We start from the raw sequence: 21,185 nt of genomic DNA on the forward strand, positions 1-21,185 counted from the left end.
CGATCCCGGTCGGTTCGCGCGTCCATCATCGCGCACCCGGCCGCCCCACCGGACGACCCCGGGCCTCGCCGGTGGCGCGGGCGCCGCTCCCTTGTGGGTCGGATCACCGTCGATTAGTTTGTTCGGCTAGTACCCCAACTAATCCTAGCCGGGCGCTCGTGCTCCGCAAGCCCCGCCTGTCAGATGAAGGGAGTGCGCCGTGAAGCCGTCCCTGCCAGGCGCATCCACCGATCGCCGGACCATGCTGCGTCTGATCGGTCTCGGCACCGCCGCGACGATGGGCGGCGCCACCCTCGCCGGCTGCAGCAAGGAAGCCGGCAGCAAGGGCAGCGCCACCAAGGCCGACGCCATCCGGTCCGTGCTGCCCACCTACAAGTCGGCCGAGGTGCTCAAGCCGGACATCCCGGGGGAGGGGGCGATCCCCGAGGGCTACCTCACGTACCCCCAGCAGCTCGTCGACGCGGTCACCGAGCAGCCCGGCAGGGGCGGCGGGGCGATCCGCTCCATGAGCCCCTGGTGGGGCCCCACCCCGCCGACCCTGGGCAACAACTCCTACCTGGCGGCGGTCAACGGCAAGCTGGGCGTCGACGTGAACCCGAGCCTGCAGGACGGCACCACGTACGCCGACAAACTCAACGCCATGCTCGGCGCCCGGGACGTGCCCGACCTGCTCAGCGTGCCGAACTGGGAGGTCGACAAGGTCGCCCGGTTCTCCGACGCGGTCAAGGCGCTGTTCGAGGACCTGACCGACCACCTCAAGGGCGACGCCGCCGCGAAGTACCCGTACCTCGCCGCGCTGCCCACCGGCGCGTGGGAGTACTCGGTCTGGGGCGGGCGGCTGCACGCCGTGCCGTTCCCTACCGACGGCCCGTTCGCCTGGGCGCTGTTCCACCGCAAGGACCTGGTCGACAAGGCGGGCCTGGCCGCCCCGACCTCCCCCGACGAGCTGTACGAGCTGGGGAAGAAGCTCACCGACCCCGGCAAGGGGGTCTGGGCCTTCGGCAGCGTCTTCGACATGGTCCAGCAGTTCTTCGGCTGCCAGCAGATCTGGCGCAAGAAGCCCGACGGCGGCCTGGAGCACAAGTTCGAGAACCCGGCCTACCGTGCCGCGCTGGAGTTCACCGCCAAGCTGTTCTCCGACGGGCTGGTGCACCCCGACACGGTCTCCAGCAAGGGCGCCGACGAGAAGCAGCTCTTCAAGGCGGGCAAGATCCTGATGTTCCAGGACGGGCTCGGCGCCTGGCAGGGCATGCAGGGCGAGCAGTCCAAGGTGCTGGCGAGCTTCAACATGCAGCCGATGCCGGTGTTCGGGGTGTCCGGCGGTCAGACCGTCATCTGGGGCAGCGAGAAGCCGGTCTTCTTCACCTTCCTCAAGAAGGGCCTCGGCGCCGCCCGGGTCGACGAGCTGCTGCGGGTGCTCAACTGGTGCGCCGCGCCGTTCGGCAGCCGCGAGTTCGAGCTGCGCGAGTACGGCGTGGAGGGCCGGCACTTCACCCGCGCGGCCGACGGCAGCCCGATCCCGACCGAACTGGGCCGCAAGGAACTGGGCGCCCAGTACACCCACATCGGCGGCCGGGTCCCGGTGAAGGTCCGCAGCGGCGACACCCCGAACTTCGTCCAGGACTACCTCGACTACTACAAGAAGAACATCGGCCTGCTGGAGAGGGACCTGTTCGCCGGGATCAAGCTGGAGCTGCCCGCCAACTGGTCGAAGATCATCCAGCCGACGGAGGACAAGATCCGGGACATCCTGCGCGGCCGCCGGCCGATCGGCGACCTCGACCAGGTGACGAAGGAGTTCCTCGCCTCCGGGGGCGAGGAGGGGCGCGCGTTCTTCGAGAAGGCGCTCGCCGACAACGGCCGATGAGCGGCCCGGGCACCGCCGGCGCGGTCGACGCGCCGGCGGCGGCCGGCGAGGCCCCGCCCCCCGGGCGGCGGGAACCCCGGCGGGCCACTCGGCCCCGGGCCTCCCTGCGGGCCCGGCTGCGCCGGGACTGGCCGCTGCTGGCGATGACCGCGCCGGCCGCCGCGCTGCTGCTGGTCTTCCACTACCTGCCAACGCTCGGCAACATCATCGCCTTCCAGGACTACAACCCGTTCGTCGGCGACGACCCGGTCGAGGCGTTCCTGTACAGCGAGTGGATCGGCTTCGGCAACTTCGAGGCCCTGTTCTCCGACCCGCTGTTCTGGGACGCCGTGCGCAACACCCTCACCATCACCGCGTTCCAGATCGTGTTCTTCTTCCCGCTGCCGATCCTGCTGGCGATCCTGCTCAACAGCCTCGTCTCCGGCCGGGTGCGCGGCTTCGTGCAGAGCGTCGTCTACCTGCCGCACTTCTTCAGCTGGGTGCTGGTGGTGACGTTCTTCGTGCAGATGCTCGGCGGGGCCGGCCTGCTGGCCCAGGAGATGCGCGAGGCCGGCCTGCAACCGTGGAACATCATGACCAACCCGGACACCTTCATCGTGCTGGTCACCGCCGAGTCGGTGTGGAAGGACGTCGGCTGGGGCGCGATCGTCTTCCTGGCCGCGCTGTCCGCAATCGACTCCAACCTGTACGAGGCGGCGGCCGCCGACGGGGCCGGCCGGTGGCGGCGGCTGTGGCACATCACCCTGCCCGGCCTGCGCCCGGTGATCGTGCTGCTGCTCATCATGCGGCTGGGCGACGCGCTGTCGGTCGGGTTCGAGCAGTTCATCCTCCAGCGGGAGGCGGTCGGCCGGGACGCCGCGGAGGTGCTCGACACGTTCGTCTACTACCAGGCCATCGCCACCCAGCAGTGGGGGCTGGGCGCCGCAGCCGGGCTGTTCAAGGCCGTGGTCGGGCTGCTCCTCATCGTCGCGGCCAACAAGATCGCGCACAGACTCGGCGAGCAGGGGGTGTACTCCAAGTCATGACCACACAGCTCAGTGGCGTCGGGCCGGTGCCGGCGGGTCCATCGGTGGGCGGCCCGCCGCGCACCCGGCGGCGGGGCGCCCGGCGAGCCCCGTGGGAGGAGCCGCCGTCGCCGGTCGGTGTCCTCGGCAAGGGCGTCGTGCTCGCCCTGCTCGTCGCGGCCGTGCTCGTGCCCCTGTGGGCGGTGCTGGTGACCAGCCTCGCCTCCCGGGACACGATCGACGCGGCCGGCGGCATGGTGATGGTGCCCCGGGAGATCGACCTGTCGGCGTACCTCACCATCTTCAACGGCGGCCAGATCACCCGGGCCGTCTGGATCAGCACCCTGGTCACCGTGCTCGGCACGACGGTCAGCCTGGTGCTCACCGTCCTCGCCGCGTACGGGCTGTCCCGGCCCGGCTCGGTCGGGCACCGGGGGCTGCTGTTCTTCTTCCTGCTGACCTTCCTCATCTTCCCCGGCCTGGTGCCCAGCTACCTGGTGGTCACCGGCCTGGGGCTCAAGGACAGCATCTGGTCGCTGATCCTGCCCAGCGCGATCAGCGTGTTCAACCTCGTGGTCGTCCGGGCGTTCTTCATGAAGGTGCCCGGCGAGCTGCTGGACAGCGCCCACATCGACGGGGCGGGCGAGTTCCGCATCCTCACCCGGATCATGCTGCCGCTGTCGAAGGCGGTGATCGCGGTGGTCGGCCTGTTCTACGCGGTCGGCTACTGGAACGCCTACTTCAACTCGGTGCTCTACATCGACGACAACGACAAGTTCCCGATCCAACGGGTGTTGCAGAGCTACATCCTGGCCGGCCAGTCGCCGAACGTCTCGGGCGCCTCGATCAGCCTGCCCGGCGTCACGGCGTACCCGCCGACCCTGGCGGTGAAGATGGCCGTGGTGGTGGTGACCGTCGTCCCGGCGGTGATCGTCTACCCGTTCGTGCAGCGGCACTTCACCAAGGGCGTCATAACCGGCGCCGTGAAGGGCTGAACCAGTGAACGGACGGTACGACATGTGGGACGAGGGCCGGCTCCGCTACGGCGGGGACTGGAATCCCGAGCAGTGGCCCGAGCGGGTGTGGCGGGAGGACGTCGACCTCATGCGCCGGGCCCGGGTCAACCTCGTCACCGTCGGCGTGTTCGCCTGGTCCCGCCTCGAACCCGCCCCCGCCCGGTACGACTTCGACTGGCTCGACCGGGCGTTGGACCTGCTGGGCGAGCACGGCATCGCCGCCGCCCTGGCTACCCCGACCGCCTCGCCGCCGCCCTGGTTCTCGCTGGCCCACCCGGGCGCGCTGCCGGTGACCGCCGACGGGGTACGGCTGCACCACGGCAGCCGGGACACCTACTGCGCCGCCGCGCCCGCGTACCGGGCCGCGGCCCGCCGGATCGCCGCCGTCCTCGCCGACCGCTACGCCCACCACCCGGCGCTGGCCCTGTGGCACGTGCACAACGAGTACGGCACCACCTGCCACTGCGAGCACGCCGCGATGGCGTTCCGGCGCTGGCTGGCTGCCCGCCACGGCGACCTCGACACGCTCAACGCCGCCTGGGCCACCAGCTTCTGGAGCCAGCACTACTCCGACTGGGCGCAGGTCAGCACTCCCCGGGCCACCCAGTACCTGGCCAACCCCGGGCAGCTGCTCGACTTCCGCCGGTTCTGGTCCGACACCCTGCTGGAGGCGTACGCCGAGCAGCGCGACCTGCTGCGGGCGGCGAACCCGGCGGTGCCGGTCACCACCAACTACGTCCTCGGCGACTGGGTGCCGGTGGACCACGCCCGCTGGGCCGCCGAGGTGGACCTGGTGGCCGTCGACCACTATCCGTCCGCCGTGGACGGCGGCGCGGAGGAGCAGACCGCCCTGGCGGCGGACCTGGCCCGGGGCTGGGCCCGGCACGGCGCCCGCCGCCGGGCCGGCGCGGGGACGCCCGGCGACGCCGCCGGGGGCGCGGCGTGGCTGCTGATGGAGAGCGCCCCGAACCTGATCTACACCGCCGGGCGGATGCACACCAAGGAGCCCGGCCGGATGGCCCGGCACAGCCTCGCCCACGTGGGCCGGGGCTCGCGCGGCGCGATGTACTTCCAGTGGCGGGCCCCGGCCGGCGGGGCGGAACGCTTCCACTCCGCGCTCGTGCCGCACGCCGGCCCGGACAGCCGGGTGTTCCGGGAGACCGTCGCCCTCGGCGAGGCCCTGGAGCGGGTCGCCGAGGCCGACGGCGCGACCGTCGAGGCGTCCGTGGCGATCGGCTGGGACGCCGCCTGCGGGTGGGCCCTGCAACACCCCGGCCTGCCCTCGCAGCGACTCAACCACCACGAGGAGGTCGCGGCGGCGCACCGGGCGCTGTGGCGGGCCGGCTTCGGCTGCGACGTGGTCCTGCCCGGCGACCCCCTCGACGGGTACGGGCTGCTCGTCCTTCCCGCGCTCTACCTGACCTCCGACGTCACCGCCGAGTGGGTCCGGGCGTACATCCACGGTGGCGGTCACCTCGTGGTGACCTGGCTGAGCGGGGTCGCCGACGAGCACGCCCGGGTCCGGACCGGAGGCTACCCCGGGGCGTTCCGCGACGTGCTCGGCGTCCGGGTGGAGGAGTTCCACCCCCTCGCCGACGGCGACGAGGTCCCCCTGACCGGGGGTGGGACCGGGCGGATCTGGGCGGAGACCGTCCGGCTCGCCGGGGCCGAGCCGGTCCGGGCGTACGCGGGTGGGGTGCTCGCCGGGCAGCCGGCCGTGACCCGCCACCGGCACGGCGCGGGCACCGCCTGGTACGTCTCCACCCGCCCCGACGACGACACCTACCGGCGGCTGCTCACCGACGCGGCCCTCGGCGCGGGCGCGGCCCCGACCTGCCCGGCCGCCCCCGCCGGGGTGGAAGCGGTCCGCCGCCGCTCCGCCCGGGGAAGCTGGCTGTTCCTGCTCAACCACACCGACCGCCCGCACCGGGTGCCGGCCGCCGGGGTGGAGCTGCTCACCGGCGCGACCGTCGACACCGCCGTGGAGGTTCCCGCCGGTGGCGTCGCCGTCGTCCGGGAGGACCTCGCCGCACGCTGAGGCCCACGCCGAACCGGACCGGCCTGACCGGAACCCGACACCGCGCCGGCTCCGTCGCCCGCGCCGGTGATGGTCGGCGCGGGCCCGGTGGTGTGGAATGGACGGGGAACGCAAGCGGGTCGAGGGAACGAGGGCTGGAGTGTCCGGTGTGGAGTTGGTCCTCGCGGCGATGGCGGCGGGGGCAACGGCGGGCGTGACGACGGGGATCACCGACGCGACCAGTCTCGCGATTCGTAACGGTTACGACGGGCTGCGGGATCTGCTGCTGCGCCGGTTGACCGGGCGGGGCAGGGAGGCGTTGCAGGCCCTGGAGGCGGAGGAGTCGACCCCGGGAGCGTGGCAGGTGCGGCTGACGGAGGACCTCGTCCGCAGCGGCGCGGACCGGGACGAGGAGATCCTGTCGGCGGCGCGGGAGCTGCTGGCCCGGGTGGAGGCGTCCGGTCGGACCGAGGTGGGGCACGTGGACCTGCGCGAGGCTCGCGGCGTGCAGCTCGGCAGCAACAACACCCAGCACAACACGTTCCACTGAGGCGGGCCGCCAGATGACGACCGACGGCCGGGCCCCAGGGAAGAGGGGCCGGAAGCCGGGCGTCGACGCCCGGCACGGCCGGGGCATGCAGTTCGGCGACCACAACGTCCAGATCAACACCTTCGGTCCGATGGTGCGCTCGGCGTACCCGGAGCAGGTGCGCAGGATCGCCCCGGCGCGGCTGTGCGACCGCGAGGCCGAGCTGGCGGCGCTCGCGGACTTCTGCACCGCCGACGCTCAGCGCCCGTACCTGTGCTGGCAGGCCGAAACGGGGGCGGGCAAGACCGCCCTGCTGTCGTGGTTCGTGCTGCACCCCCCGCCCGGCGTACGGGTGGTGTCGTTCTTCCCGGCCGCCCACGACGGGCAGCGCCTCACCGACGCCTACACCGACGTCGTGCTGGAGCAGTTGGTCGAGCTGACCGACGGGGTGATGCCGGCGCACCTGACGAGGGTGACCCGGCGGACCCACCTGCTGGGCCGGTACGTGGACGCGGCGGCGGCGTGCCGCCGCCGTGGCGAGCGGCTCGTGCTGGTCGTCGACGGGCTGGACTTCAGTTACGCGGCGAGTAGGCCCAGCGTGGCTGCGCTGCTGCCGGGCCGGTCGGTGGACGGGCTGTGGGTCGTCGTGGCGTCCGACCGGCGCTGGCCGGTCCCCGCCGACGTTGCCGACGAGCACCCGCTGTGGGAGTACGAGGCCTGGCGGTCACTGTCCCCGTACGTCTCGCCGCAGGAACGCGCCCAGTGGGAGCGCGAGTGGGAGCGCGAACGGGAGCGGGAGCGCGAGGCGGAGCAGGCCCGGCAGGAGCAGGAGCAGGCCCGGCAGGAGCGGGAGCGGGCCCTGTGGGAGGCCGCGCGACTGTTGGCCGAGGCGGACGCCCGCCGCGCCGAGCGGGACCGGCTCGCCCGGGAGCGCGACCGGAGGCTCCGGGCGGACCTCGAGGCCGCCCGGACCTCCCTCCAGGCCCGCGCCGGGGCGGCCGGCCGCGCGCTGGCCCTCGTGGCCGGCTGGACGCTCGCCCTCACCCTGACCGTCTGGCTCACCTGGGGCTTTCTCGATGCCGGGGCCGCCGGCGTCCTCACCGTGCTGGTCCTGATGGCTGGGGTGGGAGCCGGGGCGGTCCTCGTCCGGTCGGCCGTGCGGCTCGGCGGGGCGTACCGCCCGGACCTGCGTTCGTCCGCGACGTGGTGGCCCGACGTGCACACCGCGCTGGTTTACGGGTCCCAGGCGTTCGGTATCTGGGTGATGGGGGGTGCGGCCGCATACGCCTACTCCACGGCCCGGCACGAGCGGCTGGCCCTCCAGTCGGCGCCCGGGGCGGGCGGTATCAGCTTCACCGAGGTGCTGATGCTCGGGTTCCTGGCGCTGATCGCTGTGGGCTGCTACGTCATCGGGGTCCTGGCGGGGTTGGGCGCGGCAACGCGTCAGCGGGGCAGGTAGATCAGCCGCCGGGACCGCCCGGGCAACCCGGTGGACGGCGCACCGATCATCGGCCACCCTGTCGGGCATGGAACATCACATCGACGTAGCGCCCGGGGTGCGGTTGTGGGCCGAGGAGCGCGGCGATCCGGCCGCCCCGGCGCTGCTGCTCGTCATGGGCGCGCACGCCTCCGGCCTGACCTGGCCGGACTCCCTGCTCGACGCGCTGGCTCGCCGGCACCGCGTGATCCGCTACGACCACCGCGACACGGGCCGCTCGACCTGGTCCTTCGCCGAGCATCCGTACCCGATCGTCGAACTGGCCGCCGACGCCGTGAAGCTGCTCGACGCGCTGGACGTCACACGCGCCCACGTCGTCGGCATGTCCATGGGCGGCATGCTGACGCAGCTGCTGCTGCTCGACCACCCCGAGCGGGTGGCGACGGCCACCTTCGTCGGCACCCCGCCGATGGACGGCGGGCCCGCCGACGCGCAGGGGCCCGACCCCGAGCTGCTGGCGTACTGGGAGACGATGCTCCAGCCGCGCGACCGCGCCGCCGAGATTGCCTGGCGGGTGGAGCACTGGCGCATCCTCAACGGCGGCGAGCTGCCCTTCGACGCCGAGGAGTTCCGGCGTCGGGAGGAGCGCATCATGGACCACGCGGGCCGGCACGACAACACCGGGGCGCACGCGCAGGCCAGCCAGGACGGCCTCGACCGGGCAACGGAGCTGAAGGCGACCACCACCCCCGCCCTCGTGGTCGACTCCCCGGCCGATCCCATCGCCGGCACCGCCGCCGCGCGGCACCTTGCCGCGCTGCTGGGCAACGCCCGGCTCGTCACCGTCCCCGGGCTGGGTCACGCCCTGTCGGAGGCGGTCGGCCCCGGGCTCGCCGAGGTGATCCTCGGCCACACCACGGCCCACGAGCCGACCGGGCAGCCCTGACCCGGGTGGGTCAGCCGGGCGGCCAGGCGGCCGGGATGCGCTCCAGCAGGCCGCCGGCGAACACGTCGCGTAGCCCGAGCGGCTTGAGGTGGACGTACCCGATGTGGCAGTCGCAGACCGCGTTGACGCACGTGCGGGGGCGCAGCGCGGCCCGCCACGACCCGTCGTACAGGTTGCCGATCGGCTCCGGGACGAAGTGGCAGCGGCGCACCGTGCCGTCGCCGAGCACGGAGATCGCCGTCTCCCCGGCGTGGCACGGCCGGTCCAGCGACAGGTGCGGGCGCACGCTGTAGCCGAACAGCGGGTCCAGCGCCGTCCAGGTCGCCTCCTCGGCGGCGTCGTAGCGGCGGCCCTCGGCGGCGTTCACCCACAGGTACACCTCGGGCGGCAGCGCGGCGCGCAGGGCCCGCGCCTCGTCGAGGTGCTCCGGCAGGCCGACCACCCCGACCGAGAACCGGACCCCCAGCTCCGCCAGCCGCGCGCAGCGGGCCAGGAAACGCTCCCGGGTGACCTGCCCCGGATGGTACGTCGTCCACAGTGCCGCCCGGGCCGGGTCGGCGTCGGCGAGCCAGTCCACCCGGGCGGCCAGGTTGGTCTGGATGACCACCCGGTCGACGTGCGGCAGGTGCGACAGCGCCACCATGGCGTCCCGGTACCAGCGGCGGGTCAGCCCCTCGCCCCACGGGGTGAACAGCACCGACAGCCGCATGTCGGTGCTGGCGGCCACCCAGTCGGTGAACCGGGCGAGCGCCGCCCGGTCCTCCGCCAGCAGCTCCGGCGGGTCGCGCCGCTTCGCGAACGGGCAGTACGGGCAGTCGTAGTTGCAGCTCGCCAGGGGGCCCCGGTAGAGGATCGCCAGGCCCGCCTCCCCGCCGCACCGATCGGCCGGATTCATCGCGGCACGTACCCGGTCATCGCGCTGCGCACCTGCGCGGAGGTCAGCCACGGGCCGACGGCGTCGGAGCGGGCCAGCCCCGCCGGGGTGAGCCGCAGCCCGCCGTCGGCGGCCCAGCCCCGGTCGACCAGCCGTCCCAGCTCGGGGAAGTCCTCGCCGGGCGGGCGGCCGAACCGGGCCCGGTACGCGACCGGGTCCACGCCCTCGGCGCGCAGCAGCGACTTGAGCAGCCAGCGGCGGCGCTGCTCGGTGTCGTCGAGGGTGAACCCGAACTCGGCGAACCTGAAGTCGTCGGCCGGCCGGGCCAGGTAGTCGTCGAGCACCACCCGCACCTCGGACACGCTCACCGCGTAGTCGAACGAGTAGTGCAGGCCCGTGGTGTAGGAGCGCGCGCCGCAGCCCAGCCCCACCATCCCGTCGTCCTGGCAGCAGTAGTCCGGGCCGTCCGGCGCCGGCACGTCGGCCCGGCGGAACTGCCGCATCGACTCCTGCCGGTACCCGGCCGCGCCGAGGGCGTCCACCGCCTGCTCGTACAGGGCGAGCCGCTGCGCGTCCCAGTCCGCCCGGCCGTGCGCCCGCCGGCCCAGCCCGGTCAGCGGTCGCACGTACAGCGGGTACAGGTACAGCTCCTCCGGCCGCCACGCGAGCGCCGCGTCCAGGCTCTGCCGCCAGGTGTCGGCGGTCTGCCCGTCGATGCCGTAGATCAGGTCGATGTTGAGCACCGGGATCCGCGCGTCGCGGATCGCGCCGAGGGCGGCCTCCACCTCCGTGCGGCGCTGTGGCCGGCCGGCGGCGCGGGCCTCGACGTCGAGGAAGCTCTGCACGCCGATGCTCACCCTGGTGGTGCCGTGCGCGGCGAGCACCGCGAGCCGGTCCGGCGTCGCGGTGGCCGGCGACGTCTCCACCGACAGCGGTACGCCGGGCAGCCGCGCGCCGAGCGTGGACGTGGCGATGTCGAACAGCTCGGTCAGCTCGTCGGCGGTCAGGTAGGTCGGCGTGCCGCCGCCGAGGGCCGTGCGGGCGTACCCGGCGTCGCCGCCGAGCGCGTCGGCCACCCGCTGGGCCTGCCGGCGTAGCTGCCGCAGGTACGCCGTCACCTGCTCGGCGGGCGCGTTGGCCCGGGTGAACAGGTTGCAGAACCCGCACCGCATCTCGCAGAACGGCAGGTGGACGTAGAGGAAGAGCGCGTCGCGCGCCTCGGCCCGCCACACGTCGGCCAGCGGCGGCCGGGGCTTTAGCGCCCGGTACGAGGTCTTGTGCGGGTACGCGTACAGGTACTGCTGGTACGGCGAGCCGTCGAGGCCCGTGTCGGTGCTGGTCACCATTCTCCCGGTTGCAGGGTGAAGTGGGCGTACGGGACCGTCCACACCACGTCGTGGCCGATCCGGTGGCCGGTGTGGCCGTCCTCCCCGTACGCCGTGCCGTGATCGGAGCAGATGATCGTGAACACCGGCCGGCCGCGCCCGGTGAGCAGGGCGAACAGCCGGCCGATGCGGCTGTCGACGTACTCCAGGGCGGCGGCGTGGCTGGCCGGGCCGTCGTGCTCGGCGCCGGGAACGTAGTGCCGGTTGGGCTGGTGCAGCGCCGCGACGTTGAGGAACGTGAACAGCGGCTGCCGCGCGGGGACCCGGGGCAGCACCTCGGCCAGCCGGTCGAGCTGGGCGTCCAGGCAGGTGGGGGAGGTGACCCCGAACTCCGGCTCCCAGTGCGCCTCGGCGAACAGGCCGGGCAGCACCGACCCGAGCGGGCTGCGCCGGTTGAAGAACCCCACCCCACCCAGGCAGAGCGTGTGGTAACCCTCCCCGGCCAGGGCGGTCGGCAGGTCCGGCGCGTCGAAGACCCAGGTGTCGGAGCCTGCGGTCTCGCTGCCGGGGAACGCCGCCGCGTACAGCCGCTCGTGCCGGCCCGGGGTGACCGGGGTGGGCAGGAAGCCGGCGAAGAACGCGTGGTGCGCGGCGTAGGTGAAGCTCGCGGGGGAGTGCCGGCGCTCCCACCGGCCGCCCGGCAGCGCCCGCGCGAGCTGCGGGGTGCGCCCGGCTGCGGCCAGCCCGTCGGCAACGTCCCAGCGCAGCGTGTCCAGGGTGACCAGGCAGATGTCGTGACTGCCGATCAGGGTCCGCACGCGACCACCTCCCGCCCGGCGCGCGCCCCGGCCGCCCGCCAGCGGTCCCACCGGCCGCTGGTCAGGGCGTGCACCTGCTCGGCGTAGGTGTCCCGGCCGTCGGACAGCACCCCGGGCAGCAGGTCCCCGAACGCGTTGACCTCCGCCACCGCGTGCCGCCGCCAGCCGAGCAGGAACATCAGGTCGACGCCGACGTGCAGGCTGCGTGGGAAGCACGCCGCGGCCCGCTCGCAGGTCTCCATCGCCGCCGCCCACGCCGCGGGCCCGGCGGCGTCCCGCAGCTCGACCAGGTCGCCGCGCGCGTTGCCCAGGTGCAGGTTCGTCATCGGCCCCCGGGCGGCGCGCACCACCGCGTGGCTGGGCCGGCCGGCGACCACCACCACCCGCAGGTCGACGACCCGGTCGCCGAGCCCCGCCTTGGGCAGCCACCGCTCCACGTGCAGCCCTTCTGGGGCGAGCCGGTCGACGAGCGCGGCGACGGTGGCCTCGTCGTCGTAGTGGCGCACCCGCAGCGAGTTGAACAACCCGTCCGGGGCGACCTCGATCGGGGTGACCGCCCGGATCCGGCCGGGACCGACCGCGAGGGCGATCACCCCCGCCGCCGACGAGCCGTGCGCGGGCTTGACGAACACCCGCGCCCAGCCCGCCTGCGCCATCGCCGCGCGCAGGCCCACGTACCCGTCGACCGGGGGCAGCGCGCCCGGCACCGCGACCCCGGCGGCGGACAGCAGGGCGTGGCAGCGGCGCTTGTCGCACAGCGCGGCCACGTCGGCCGGGTCGTTGAGCAGTTCCGCGCCGCCCGCCGCGACCCGGCCGAGGCCGTCGACCAGCCCCGCGTACGTGTCGGCGAGGCCGATCAGCTCGCCGTGCCGGGCCGGGCCGGCCGCCCGACGCAGCAGCCGGTCCACCTCCGGGTCCTCGCCGGGAGAGTCGACGCGCACCAGTGCGCCCGCTGGCGGCGGTGCCGCCCCGGTGAGCACGTCGACCCAGGGCAGCACCGCCGGCCGGGGCAGGCCGGCGGCCAGCACGGCCCGGGTGAACAGGCCGACGCGCCGGTTGTCGGGGTTGCCGACGACGGTCAGCCGCATGTCACTCCGACACCGCCGTGTACCGGTACGTCTCGCCCTCGTCCTCGTCCTCCTCCTGCGGGTCGGACAGGTCCACCCACACGCCCGGCAGGGCCGCCTTCACCGCCGCGACGGTGTCCTCGGAGGCGTAGTGGTGGCTCAGGTCCAGCTTGGCGAGGTGGGTCAGCGGCTGCCCGCCGGCCAGGGCGAGGGCCCCCCGGTCGCCGAGGGTGCCCAGCGACAGGTCCAGCGCCTCCAGCCGCTGCACCACCGGCGCGGCGGCGAGGGCCTCGGCGATGTCGTCGGCGATCTCGGAGTTGCACAGCCCGAGCCGCCGCAGCGCGGGGAACCGCTCCCCGGCCAGCAGCGGGGCCAGGTCCGCCACGCTGGTCTCGCCGCCGTAGTCGGGGGTGCCGAGCCACAGCTCCAGCTCGTCCAGGGCGGGCAGTTCGGAGTCGAGCACCGCCCGGACGAAGGCGGGGCGTAGCCCGCCGCTCTGCACCTCCAACTGGCGCAGCCGCTCGTGGCGCACCGGGGAGAACCGGAAGTCCTCCCCGCCGCGCACCCGCAGCACCTCCAGGCCGGGGTAGGCGGTCAGCAGCGGGCTGACGTCACCCACCCGCATCCAGGAGATCTCGCACTCCTCGGCGACGATGTCGCCGAGGAAGAGGGCCTTCAGGTGGGGTAGGCGCGGCGCGGCCTCGCATAGCTGGACGATCGGGGCCTCGTTGAACGCGGCGTATCCCCAGGAGCCGATCACCAGGGCCTCCACGGACTCGCCCGCCCGGTCGACGAACCGCTCGAACGCGTCGCGGAACTGGGGGTTGAGCTTGTGGTCGGTGCTGTTGTCCCAGTCGTTCGCGGCGATCCGCCAGGCGGTGGGGCCGTCGGCGTCGGGCAGCGGGCCGTCGGCGGGGACCTCGATGACGGTGCGGCCGGCGAAGAAGTCGGCGTGGGATCCGACGGTCACGGCCGGCTCACTCCCCGACCGCGGTGAAGCGGTACTCGTCGCCGTCGTACATGTGGGCCTCCTGCGCGTCCGACAGGTCGACCTCGACGCCGGGCAGGGCGGCGACGATCCGCTCGCGCGCGGACTCGGAGAGGAAGTGGTGGTGCAGGTCGAGGCGGCGCAGGTGGGTCAGCGACTGCCCGGCCAGCAGCGCCTCCGCGCCGGCGTCGGTGAACACCCCCTTGGACAGGTCGAGGACCTCCAGTTGGCGGACCACCGGCGCGGCGGCGACGGCCTGCGCCATCCGGTCGGCGAACGCGTCGTTGCTCACCGCGAGGTGGCGCAGCGCCGGCAGCCGGGTGCCGGCCAGCACCTCGGCCAGGTCGTCCACGGTCGTGTCGCCGCCGTAGTCCTGCCGGCCGAGCCACAGCTCGAGGCGCTCCAACGCGGGCAGGTCGCAGCCGCCGACCGCGCGGGTCACCGACCCGGGCAGCCCGCCGGTCTGGAAGACCAGCTCCCGCAGCCCGTCGTGCCGCACCGGGTCGAGACGCAGCTCGTTGGCCCCGCGCACCCACAGGACCTCCAGCGACGGGTACGCCGCGAGCAGCGGGGTGATGTCACCGTGCGTGAGCCAGGAGATCTCGCACTGCTCGCCAACCAGGTCGGCGAGGAAGATCGCCCGCAGCGACGTCCACTGCTGCGCCGCGTCGACCAGGAGGTCGATCGGCGGCGCCTCCTCGTACGCCGAGCCCCACTCGCCGATCACCAGGGCGCGGACCGCGTCGGCGGGCACCTCGGCGCGCAGGGCCGCGACCAGGGTGGCGAACTCCTCCGGGTCGGCCTCGAAGTCCTCCACCTCCAGCCGCCAGGCGACCGCCGACGGATCGTCGGGCAGGGCCATCCCGGGGGTGAAGGGCAGCACGGGCAGCCCGGTGAACGACGACAGATGGGACCTGATCACGCCAACCTCCGGCTCGACTGGTTCAGCGGCGGCGCGACCGTAACAGCCCGTACCGACAGGAAGATCACCGGCGGGTGGCGGCCGGTCGATCCGGCCAGGGCGGGGGCTCTACCGGCTGGTCGGCCAGGTCTCCGCGTCGAAGATGCGCGGATCGAACCTGGGTGAAAATTGATTCGTTCCAGAAGAGTGGACTATGGTCATCACGTGCCGTCCGACTTCGAGGCTCAGCTGCGCGCGGTCTCGTTGCGTGTGACCCGGCCCCGGTTGGCGGTGCTCGCAGCGCTGCGCGACCATTCGCATGTCGACACCGACACGGTGATCGCGCTGGTACGGGCGGATCAGCCCACGGTCTCCCACCAGGCGGTGTATGACGTGTTGCGGGCGCTCACCGACGCCGGTCTGGTGCGGCGCATCCAGCCCGCCGGTGCGATCGCCCGGTACGAGTCCCGGGTGGGGGACAACCACCATCATGTCGTGTGCCGCTCCTGCGGCGCGATCGCCGACGTCGACTGCGCTGTCGGCCATGCTCCCTGTCTCACCGCCTCGGACGGCCACGGTTTCGCGGTCGACGAGGCGGAGGTCGTCTACTGGGGCACCTGCCCCGACTGTGCGACCGAACGTAACTCCCAGTGATCCGCCAGTTCGGAAGGATGCAGATGAGTGACACCCAGGGCAACGCCCCCTCCAGCGCGCAGGGCGTGGACAAGAAGGAGGCGGCCGGCTGCCCGGTCGCGCACGACTCCGTGACCGCGCACGGCAGCGAGAGCGAGAACCCGGCGATCGACTCGCCGACGCCGAAGACCGGGGGGCGTCCGCGCACCAACCGGGACTGGTGGCCCAACCAGCTCGACCTCTCGGTGTTGCACGCCCACTCGGCCAAGGGCAACCCGTTGGGGGAGAGCTTCAGCTACGCCAGGGAGGTCGCCAAGCTCGACGTCGAGGCCCTCAAGCGGGACATCACCCAGGCCCTCACGACCTCGCAGGACTGGTGGCCGGCCGACTTCGGGCACTACGGCGGCCTGATGATCCGGATGAGCTGGCACGCCGCGGGCACCTACCGCATCGAGGACGGTCGCGGCGGCGCCGGCGACGGCGGTCAGCGGTTCGCCCCGCTCAACAGCTGGCCGGACAACGCCAACCTCGACAAGGCCCGCCGGCTGCTCTGGCCGGTCAAGCAGAAGTACGGCCAGCAGGTCTCATGGGCCGACCTGCTCGTGCTCGCCGGCAACGTCGCCCTGGAGTCGATGGGCTTCAAGACCTTCGGCTTCGGCTTCGGCCGGGAGGACGTCTGGGAGCCCGAGGAGATCTTCTGGGGTCCGGAGGACACCTGGCTCGGCGACGAGCGCTACGCCTCCGAGAAGGAGATGGCGGCCGGCGTCGGGGCGACCGAGATGGGTCTGATCTACGTCAACCCGGAGGGCCCCCGCGGCAACGCGGACCCGGTCGCGGCGGCGCACTTCATCCGGGAGACCTTCGCCCGGATGGCGATGAACGACGAGGAGACCGTCGCCCTCATCGCCGGTGGCCACACCTTCGGCAAGACCCATGGCGCCGGCGTCGCCGACGACCACGTGGGCCCCGAGCCCGAGGCCGCCCCGCTGGAGACGCAGGGCCTGGGCTGGCTGAGCACCCACGGCAGCGGCAAGGGCGGGGACACGATCACCAGCGGTCTCGAGGTGACGTGGACCGACCGGCCGACGCAGTGGAGCAACCGGTTCTTCGAGATCCTCTTCGGCTACGAGTGGGAACTCACCAGGAGCCCCGGCGGCGCGAAGCAGTGGGTCGCCAAGGACGCCGAGGCGATCATCCCGGACGCCCACGACCCGTCGAAGAAGCACAAGCCGACGATGCTCACGACCGACCTGTCGCTGCGCCTCGACCCGGCGTACGAGAAGATCTCGCGCCGCTTCCTGGAGAACCCCGACGAGTTCGCGTTGGCGTTCGCCAAGGCTTGGTACAAGCTGCTGCACCGCGACATGGGTCCGGTCAGCCGCTTCCTCGGGCCGTGGGTCGCCGAGCCCCAGCTGTGGCAGGACGCGGTGCCGGCCGTCGACCACGAGCTGGTGGGTGACGCCGACGTCGCCGCCCTCAAGGCGAAGGTCCTCCAGTCCGGCCTGACGACCGCCCAGCTCGTCTCCACCGCCTGGGCCTCGGCCGCGAGTTTCCGGTCCACCGACAAGCGCGGCGGCGCCAACGGCGCGCGGATCCGTCTTGAGCCGCAGCGCAGCTGGGAGGTCAACGAGCCCGAGCAACTCGCGACGGTCCTGGCGACCCTCGAGGGCATCCAGCGGGAGTTCAACTCCGCCGGCGGCGCGAAGATCTCGCTCGCGGACCTGATCGTGCTGGCCGGCTCGGCCGCCGTCGAGAAGGCGGCGCGCGACGCCGGCGTCGAGGTGACCGTGCCGTTCCGCCCGGGCCGCACCGACGCCACCGCGGAGCAGACCGACGCCGAGTCCTTCCGGGTCCTCGAGCCGCGCGCCGACGGGTTCCGCAACTACCTGCGTCCCGGCGAGAAGACCCAGCCGGAGGTGCTGCTCCTCGACCGTGCCTACATGCTCAGCCTGACCGCGCCCGAGATGACCGTCCTCATCGGCGGCCTACGCTCGCTCGGGGCCAACGTCGGCGGCACGCGGCACGGCGTCCTCACCGAACGACCCGGCGTGCTCACCAACGACTTCTTCTCCAACCTGCTCTCCCCGAACACCCGGTGGAAGGCGTCGGAGTCCGAGGAGCACGGGTACGAGATCCGGGACCTGGGCACCGATGAGGTGAAGTGGACCGCCACCGCGGTCGACCTCATCTTCGGCTCCAACTCCCAGCTACGGGCCCTCGCGGAGGTCTACGCCAGCCAGGACGCGCGAGACAAGTTCGTGGCCGACTTCGTCGCAGCCTGGACCAAGGTCATGGAGCTCGACCGGTTCGACCTCGCCTGACCCGGCTTCGCACGACGGGCCCCGGCCGATCCACCAGCGATCGACCGGGGCCCGTCCGTACCACCGCGCTGGTCGACCTGATGCACGCCCGCCATCCCGGCCCCCGGGCCGAGGACGACTGACGCTCACGTGTCGGAGGCGGCCAGGTCAGGCGCTCGCGGCCACCTCGGGCGCGGGCTGTTGGCCGGTTGCCCCGGCGGGCCGGCCCGCCTCCGGGCGGGACCGCACCGTCGGGTACTCGGCGGTCTCGCCGCCCCCGGCCGCGGCGGCCATCACCGCAGCGGCGGCCAGGTCCGCCACCCGCTTCGCCTCGCGCTGCACCCGGGCCCGGACGTCCTTGGCGTGCTGCTCGACCGAGTCGGCCGAACGGCGCGCCTCCTCCAGCCGGCTCGTCTCGACTGCCAGTTCCTGCCGGATCTCGCCCAGGTGTTGCTGCAACTGGTTGACCTGGTGCTCGACCGCGGCCCCCTCCTGGCGGACCCGGGCGAGCTGCTGCTGGGCGCCGTCCAGCTCGGCGTGCAGCTGGTTCAGCGCCTGCCGCTGGCCGCCGACCTCCTGCTGCACGGCGGTGAGCTGCTCCTGGTGCACGGTCGCCTGCTCGTCGGCGCGCTTGCGCACCTCCGTCGAGTACTGCTGCGCCTCGGCGATCAGCGTGGCGATCTTCTCCTCCGCGGCGGTGAGCTGGCCGGCCACGTCCCGCTCGGCCGCCGCCCGGTGCTCGGCCAGCTCCTGCTCGGCCGCCGCCCGCCGCTCGTTGATCTCCCGCTCCACGTTGACCCGCCACTGGGTCAACTCCTGCTGGCTCTGCGCGCGCGCCGCCTGGACCTCCTGCTGGATCTGGGTACGGGCCGCCTTGGTCAGCGCCTCGGCCGCGACGCGGGCCTGCTCCACCTGCTGGGCGGTCAGCTCGTTGATCCGCTTCGCCTCCTGCTGGGCGTGCTCGTGGGCGGCCTCGCCGTCCACCCGAAGCTGCTCCACCAGCTCCTGGATGTCCGCGAGCTGCGCCTCGGCCGCCGAGCGCCGCTCCTCGTACGCCTTCTCCTGCTCGGCGCGCCGGGCCGACAGCTCCGCCTCCAGGTCGTGCAGCGTCTGGGCGGCGTGCTCCCGCGCCTCCAGCAGGACCCGCTCCGCCTCGCCCTGCAACTCGCCGGCCCGCTGTGTGGCGGTCTCCGCGATCAGCCCGGCCTGCTTCTCGGCGAGCGCGAGGATCTGGTCGACCACCGGCCCCAGGTCCCTGAAGGACGCCCGGTCCACCTGCGCCGGGCGCTGGCGCAGCTCGGTCAGCTCCGCCTGGAGCTGCTGGAACTGGAGGGTGTGGTTGCGCAGTTGGAACTGCGCCCGGTCCCGCTCGGCCGACAGGGACGCGGCGCCGGCCTCGACCTGCTCGACATACCGGTCGACCTGCCGCTTGTCGTAGCCGCGCAGCGTCTGCTCGAAGCTCGGCCGCCCGTTCGGCTCGTTGCGTACCGCGAACGGCTCCCCGGTGGACATTCCGGCATCCTCCATACGATCGGCGACCTCAGGCCCGACGCGAGGCCGCGATGCGGGCATGATGGGGCGCAACGTTACCGCCGTCCCCGCGCCACGAACACCCCACCCCGCAGCCTGACCACGCGCCCGCCCGGTGCCCATCAGCTGAATCCCGGCCCGGGTCCGATCTCGACGGTCCGCTCCGCGCCGACGCCGCCGTACGCGGCGAGGATCAGCTCGGCGGTGCCGGTCGGCATGTCGTCGGCGGCCAGCCGGTCGAAGATCGGGTCGAGCACGGGCGCGGTGGTGGGCCGCGCCGCCGTCAGCAACTGGCGCAAGCGGCACGCCGACTTCCCCACCCCCATGGGCGGGAGCGCGGCCAGCCCGGAGTTCGACCTGGCCCAGGTGGAGCGGTGGCTGCGCGGGCAGGGCAAGCTCGGCGAGCTTTCCACCGCCGACCGGATCTGGCGGCACCTCGCCGGGACCGGCAGCTCACCCGCCGCCGGCCTCGCCGCCGTCGGCACTCTGCTGCTGGCCCGCCGGCGCGGTGAGCGCCCCCGCCGCCAGCCGGTCGACCCGCACCTCGCGCCCCTGCTGCCCGACCTCGACGCCCTCGCCGAGGAGCGGGGCCCGCAGGGCGCGTTTGACGAGCTGTGGCAGCGGTTCGCCGCCCACAGCGCGGGCCGCCCTGCCGCCACCCCGGACGACCTGGCCGACCTGGCCGACCTCATGGTCGGCCTCGCCGGCGTCGGCGGTGGCACCGTTCTCGACCCGGCCGCCGGCACCGGCGCACTCCTGCGCGCCGCCGCCCGCGCCGGCTGCACCGCCGCGTACGGGCAGGAACTGGACCCCGACCTCGCCGCGCTCGCCGGCCTCTGGCTCGCCCTGCACGACGCCCCCGGCCAGGTCCGCCCCGGCGACTCGCTGCGCGCCGTCATCGCGCTCCCGCCGGGGGTGGGCGCGGCGCACGGCGTACCGCTGCATTTGTGGGTGCTGCGGCGGGCCGCGGCCGACGCGCCCCCACCGGCGCGGGCGCTGCTCGTCGACGCCGCCGGGAGCGACCCGGCCGCGCTGTCGGCGCGGGTCCTCGCCGCCTGGCAGGCCTTCACCGCCGCCGGGGACGCCGAGGTGGACCAGGCCGGCTTCGCCCGCGCGGTCCCGGTCATCGAGCTGCTCGACGAGGACGTCGACCTCACCCCCGCCCGCCGCCAACCCGCCGCCGGGGGCGAGGCGACGGGCGAGCGTCTGGTACGCACCAGAGAGCGGCTTGCCGCCCTCGTCGCCGACCTGCCGGCGCTGATGCCCCGGGTCGTCGCCGCGCCCGACGGCCCCCCGGAGAACACCCTCACCGTCGGCGAGCTGGCCCGCACCGGCGCCCTTGAGCTGATCGGGCCGATCAAGTCCGCCGGCCCGGACGGCCCCGACTCCCCGCCCGACGGGCCGCCCGTGCTCACCGCCCAGGACGTCCTCGACGGCCGGGATGCCTCCGGCCGGGACGGCGGCAGGCTCGGCCAGGACGTCCCGCTCGCCGTCGGCGACGTGGTGGTGCCGATGATCGCCCTGCAGCTCACCCCCCGGGTCGTCACCGCCGAGGGGGCGCTGCTCGGCCGGAATCTCTACCTGCTGCGCCCCAACCCGGCCGCGCTCGACCCGTGGTTCCTCGCCGGGCAGCTGCGCACCTCCGCCAACGAGAGGCAGGCGTCCAGCCTGTCCGGGACGCTGCGCTTCGACCTCCGGCTGGCGCAGGTGCGCCGGCTGCCGTTGGGCGAGCAGCGGGCGCAGGGGGAGGCGTTTCGGCGGCTCGCCGCCTTCGAGTCGGCAATCCGACAGGCGGCGGCGCTGGGGGCGGAACTTGTCCAGCTCACCGCCGATGGCCTGGCGAGCGGTGGCCTGCTCCCGGCCGACGACCCGCAGGTGCGGCGCAATCCATTGAGGAGCCGGTAGCCCCCTGATCGGACAGCGTTGTACGGT

Annotated in this window: 18 protein-coding genes; 10 read left to right on the forward strand and 8 right to left on the reverse strand. The window is 73.8% G+C overall.

Features of this window, described 5'->3' with window-relative positions; all coding sequences use genetic code 11:
- The first annotated feature begins 241 nt into the window (after positions 1-241).
- The 7 genes from OG559_RS26925 (at position 242) to OG559_RS26955 (ending at position 8,817) form a co-directional block, all read left to right on the forward strand.
- The gene (locus OG559_RS26925) at positions 242-1,867 is read left to right on the forward strand and encodes an extracellular solute-binding protein (RefSeq protein ID WP_405108642.1); all 1,626 of its coding nucleotides are present in this window, start codon (positions 242-244) and stop codon (positions 1,865-1,867) included.
- The gene (locus tag OG559_RS26930; RefSeq protein ID WP_396672593.1) at positions 1,864-2,892 is read left to right on the forward strand and encodes an ABC transporter permease; all 1,029 of its coding nucleotides are present in this window, start codon (positions 1,864-1,866) and stop codon (positions 2,890-2,892) included. Before OG559_RS26925 ends, OG559_RS26930 begins: the two co-directional genes overlap by 4 nt.
- Positions 2,889-3,866, forward strand: coding sequence for a carbohydrate ABC transporter permease (locus OG559_RS26935; protein ID WP_405108645.1), 978 nt, complete (start codon positions 2,889-2,891; stop codon positions 3,864-3,866). The genes OG559_RS26930 and OG559_RS26935 overlap by 4 nt, the downstream gene beginning before the upstream one ends.
- A 22-nt stretch (positions 3,867-3,888) precedes the next feature.
- The gene (locus OG559_RS26940; RefSeq protein ID WP_405116998.1) at positions 3,889-5,925 is read left to right on the forward strand and encodes a beta-galactosidase; all 2,037 of its coding nucleotides are present in this window, start codon (positions 3,889-3,891) and stop codon (positions 5,923-5,925) included.
- Positions 5,926-6,022: 97 nt separating this feature from the next.
- The gene (locus tag OG559_RS26945) at positions 6,023-6,454 is read left to right on the forward strand and encodes a hypothetical protein (RefSeq protein ID WP_405108648.1); all 432 of its coding nucleotides are present in this window, start codon (positions 6,023-6,025) and stop codon (positions 6,452-6,454) included.
- Positions 6,455-6,467: 13 nt separating this feature from the next.
- Complete coding sequence (locus tag OG559_RS26950; RefSeq protein ID WP_405108651.1) at positions 6,468-7,892, forward strand: hypothetical protein; 1,425 nt, start codon at positions 6,468-6,470, stop codon at positions 7,890-7,892.
- A 67-nt stretch (positions 7,893-7,959) separates the two neighbouring features.
- Positions 7,960-8,817: an alpha/beta fold hydrolase gene (locus OG559_RS26955; RefSeq protein WP_405108653.1), complete on the forward strand. Its 858-nt coding sequence runs from the start codon at positions 7,960-7,962 to the stop codon at positions 8,815-8,817.
- A gap of 10 nt (positions 8,818-8,827) precedes the next feature.
- On the opposite strand, the gene OG559_RS26960 is transcribed toward OG559_RS26955, so the two are convergent.
- The 6 genes from OG559_RS26960 to OG559_RS26985 are packed head-to-tail and all read right to left on the reverse strand — an operon-like array spanning position 8,828 to position 14,811.
- Positions 8,828-9,712 (reverse strand): STM4011 family radical SAM protein, encoded by an 885-nt coding sequence (locus OG559_RS26960; RefSeq protein WP_405108656.1) that lies wholly within the window; start codon positions 9,710-9,712, stop codon positions 8,828-8,830.
- Positions 9,709-11,034 (reverse strand): STM4012 family radical SAM protein, encoded by a 1,326-nt coding sequence (locus OG559_RS26965; protein WP_405108659.1) that lies wholly within the window; start codon positions 11,032-11,034, stop codon positions 9,709-9,711. The genes OG559_RS26960 and OG559_RS26965 overlap by 4 nt, the downstream gene beginning before the upstream one ends.
- Positions 11,031-11,834 carry an STM4013/SEN3800 family hydrolase gene (locus tag OG559_RS26970; RefSeq protein ID WP_405108662.1) on the reverse strand — a complete coding sequence of 268 codons (804 nt, stop codon included), beginning with the start codon at positions 11,832-11,834 and terminating at the stop codon, positions 11,031-11,033. The genes OG559_RS26965 and OG559_RS26970 overlap by 4 nt, the downstream gene beginning before the upstream one ends.
- Positions 11,822-12,922 (reverse strand): STM4014 family protein, encoded by a 1,101-nt coding sequence (locus OG559_RS26975; RefSeq protein ID WP_405108665.1) that lies wholly within the window; start codon positions 12,920-12,922, stop codon positions 11,822-11,824. Before OG559_RS26975 ends, OG559_RS26970 begins: the two co-directional genes overlap by 13 nt.
- Position 12,923: 1 nt before the next feature.
- Positions 12,924-13,871, reverse strand: a complete 948-nt coding sequence (locus tag OG559_RS26980; protein WP_405108668.1) for an STM4015 family protein — start codon at positions 13,869-13,871, stop codon at positions 12,924-12,926.
- Between the two features lie 7 nt (positions 13,872-13,878).
- Positions 13,879-14,811 carry an STM4015 family protein gene (locus OG559_RS26985; protein ID WP_405108671.1) on the reverse strand — a complete coding sequence of 311 codons (933 nt, stop codon included), beginning with the start codon at positions 14,809-14,811 and terminating at the stop codon, positions 13,879-13,881.
- A 204-nt stretch (positions 14,812-15,015) separates the two neighbouring features.
- Here OG559_RS26985 and OG559_RS26990 point away from each other — a divergent pair, with 204 nt between their 5' ends.
- Together OG559_RS26990 and katG are read left to right on the forward strand one after the other, a co-directional pair.
- Complete coding sequence (locus tag OG559_RS26990) at positions 15,016-15,444, forward strand: Fur family transcriptional regulator (RefSeq protein WP_405108674.1); 429 nt, start codon at positions 15,016-15,018, stop codon at positions 15,442-15,444.
- 23 nt (positions 15,445-15,467) lie between these two features.
- On the forward strand, positions 15,468-17,744 hold the full coding sequence (gene katG, locus OG559_RS26995; RefSeq protein WP_405108677.1) for a catalase/peroxidase HPI: 2,277 nt from the start codon (positions 15,468-15,470) through the stop codon (positions 17,742-17,744).
- A 147-nt stretch (positions 17,745-17,891) separates the two neighbouring features.
- Here the strand turns inward: katG and OG559_RS27000 are convergent, their stop codons facing one another.
- Both OG559_RS27000 and OG559_RS27005 read right to left on the reverse strand, forming a co-directional pair.
- Positions 17,892-19,235: a hypothetical protein gene (locus OG559_RS27000; RefSeq protein ID WP_405108680.1), complete on the reverse strand. Its 1,344-nt coding sequence runs from the start codon at positions 19,233-19,235 to the stop codon at positions 17,892-17,894.
- 140 nt (positions 19,236-19,375) lie between these two features.
- Positions 19,376-19,510, reverse strand: coding sequence for a hypothetical protein (locus tag OG559_RS27005; protein ID WP_405108683.1), 135 nt, complete (start codon positions 19,508-19,510; stop codon positions 19,376-19,378).
- 7 nt (positions 19,511-19,517) lie between these two features.
- Between OG559_RS27005 and OG559_RS27010 the strand changes: the two genes are divergently transcribed.
- Positions 19,518-21,158: an N-6 DNA methylase gene (locus OG559_RS27010; RefSeq protein WP_405108685.1), complete on the forward strand. Its 1,641-nt coding sequence runs from the start codon at positions 19,518-19,520 to the stop codon at positions 21,156-21,158.
- Positions 21,159-21,185: the final 27 nt, after the last annotated feature.

This window comes from Micromonospora sp. NBC_01405 (assembly GCF_045040155.1).
Taxonomy (GTDB): domain Bacteria; phylum Actinomycetota; class Actinomycetes; order Mycobacteriales; family Micromonosporaceae; genus Micromonospora.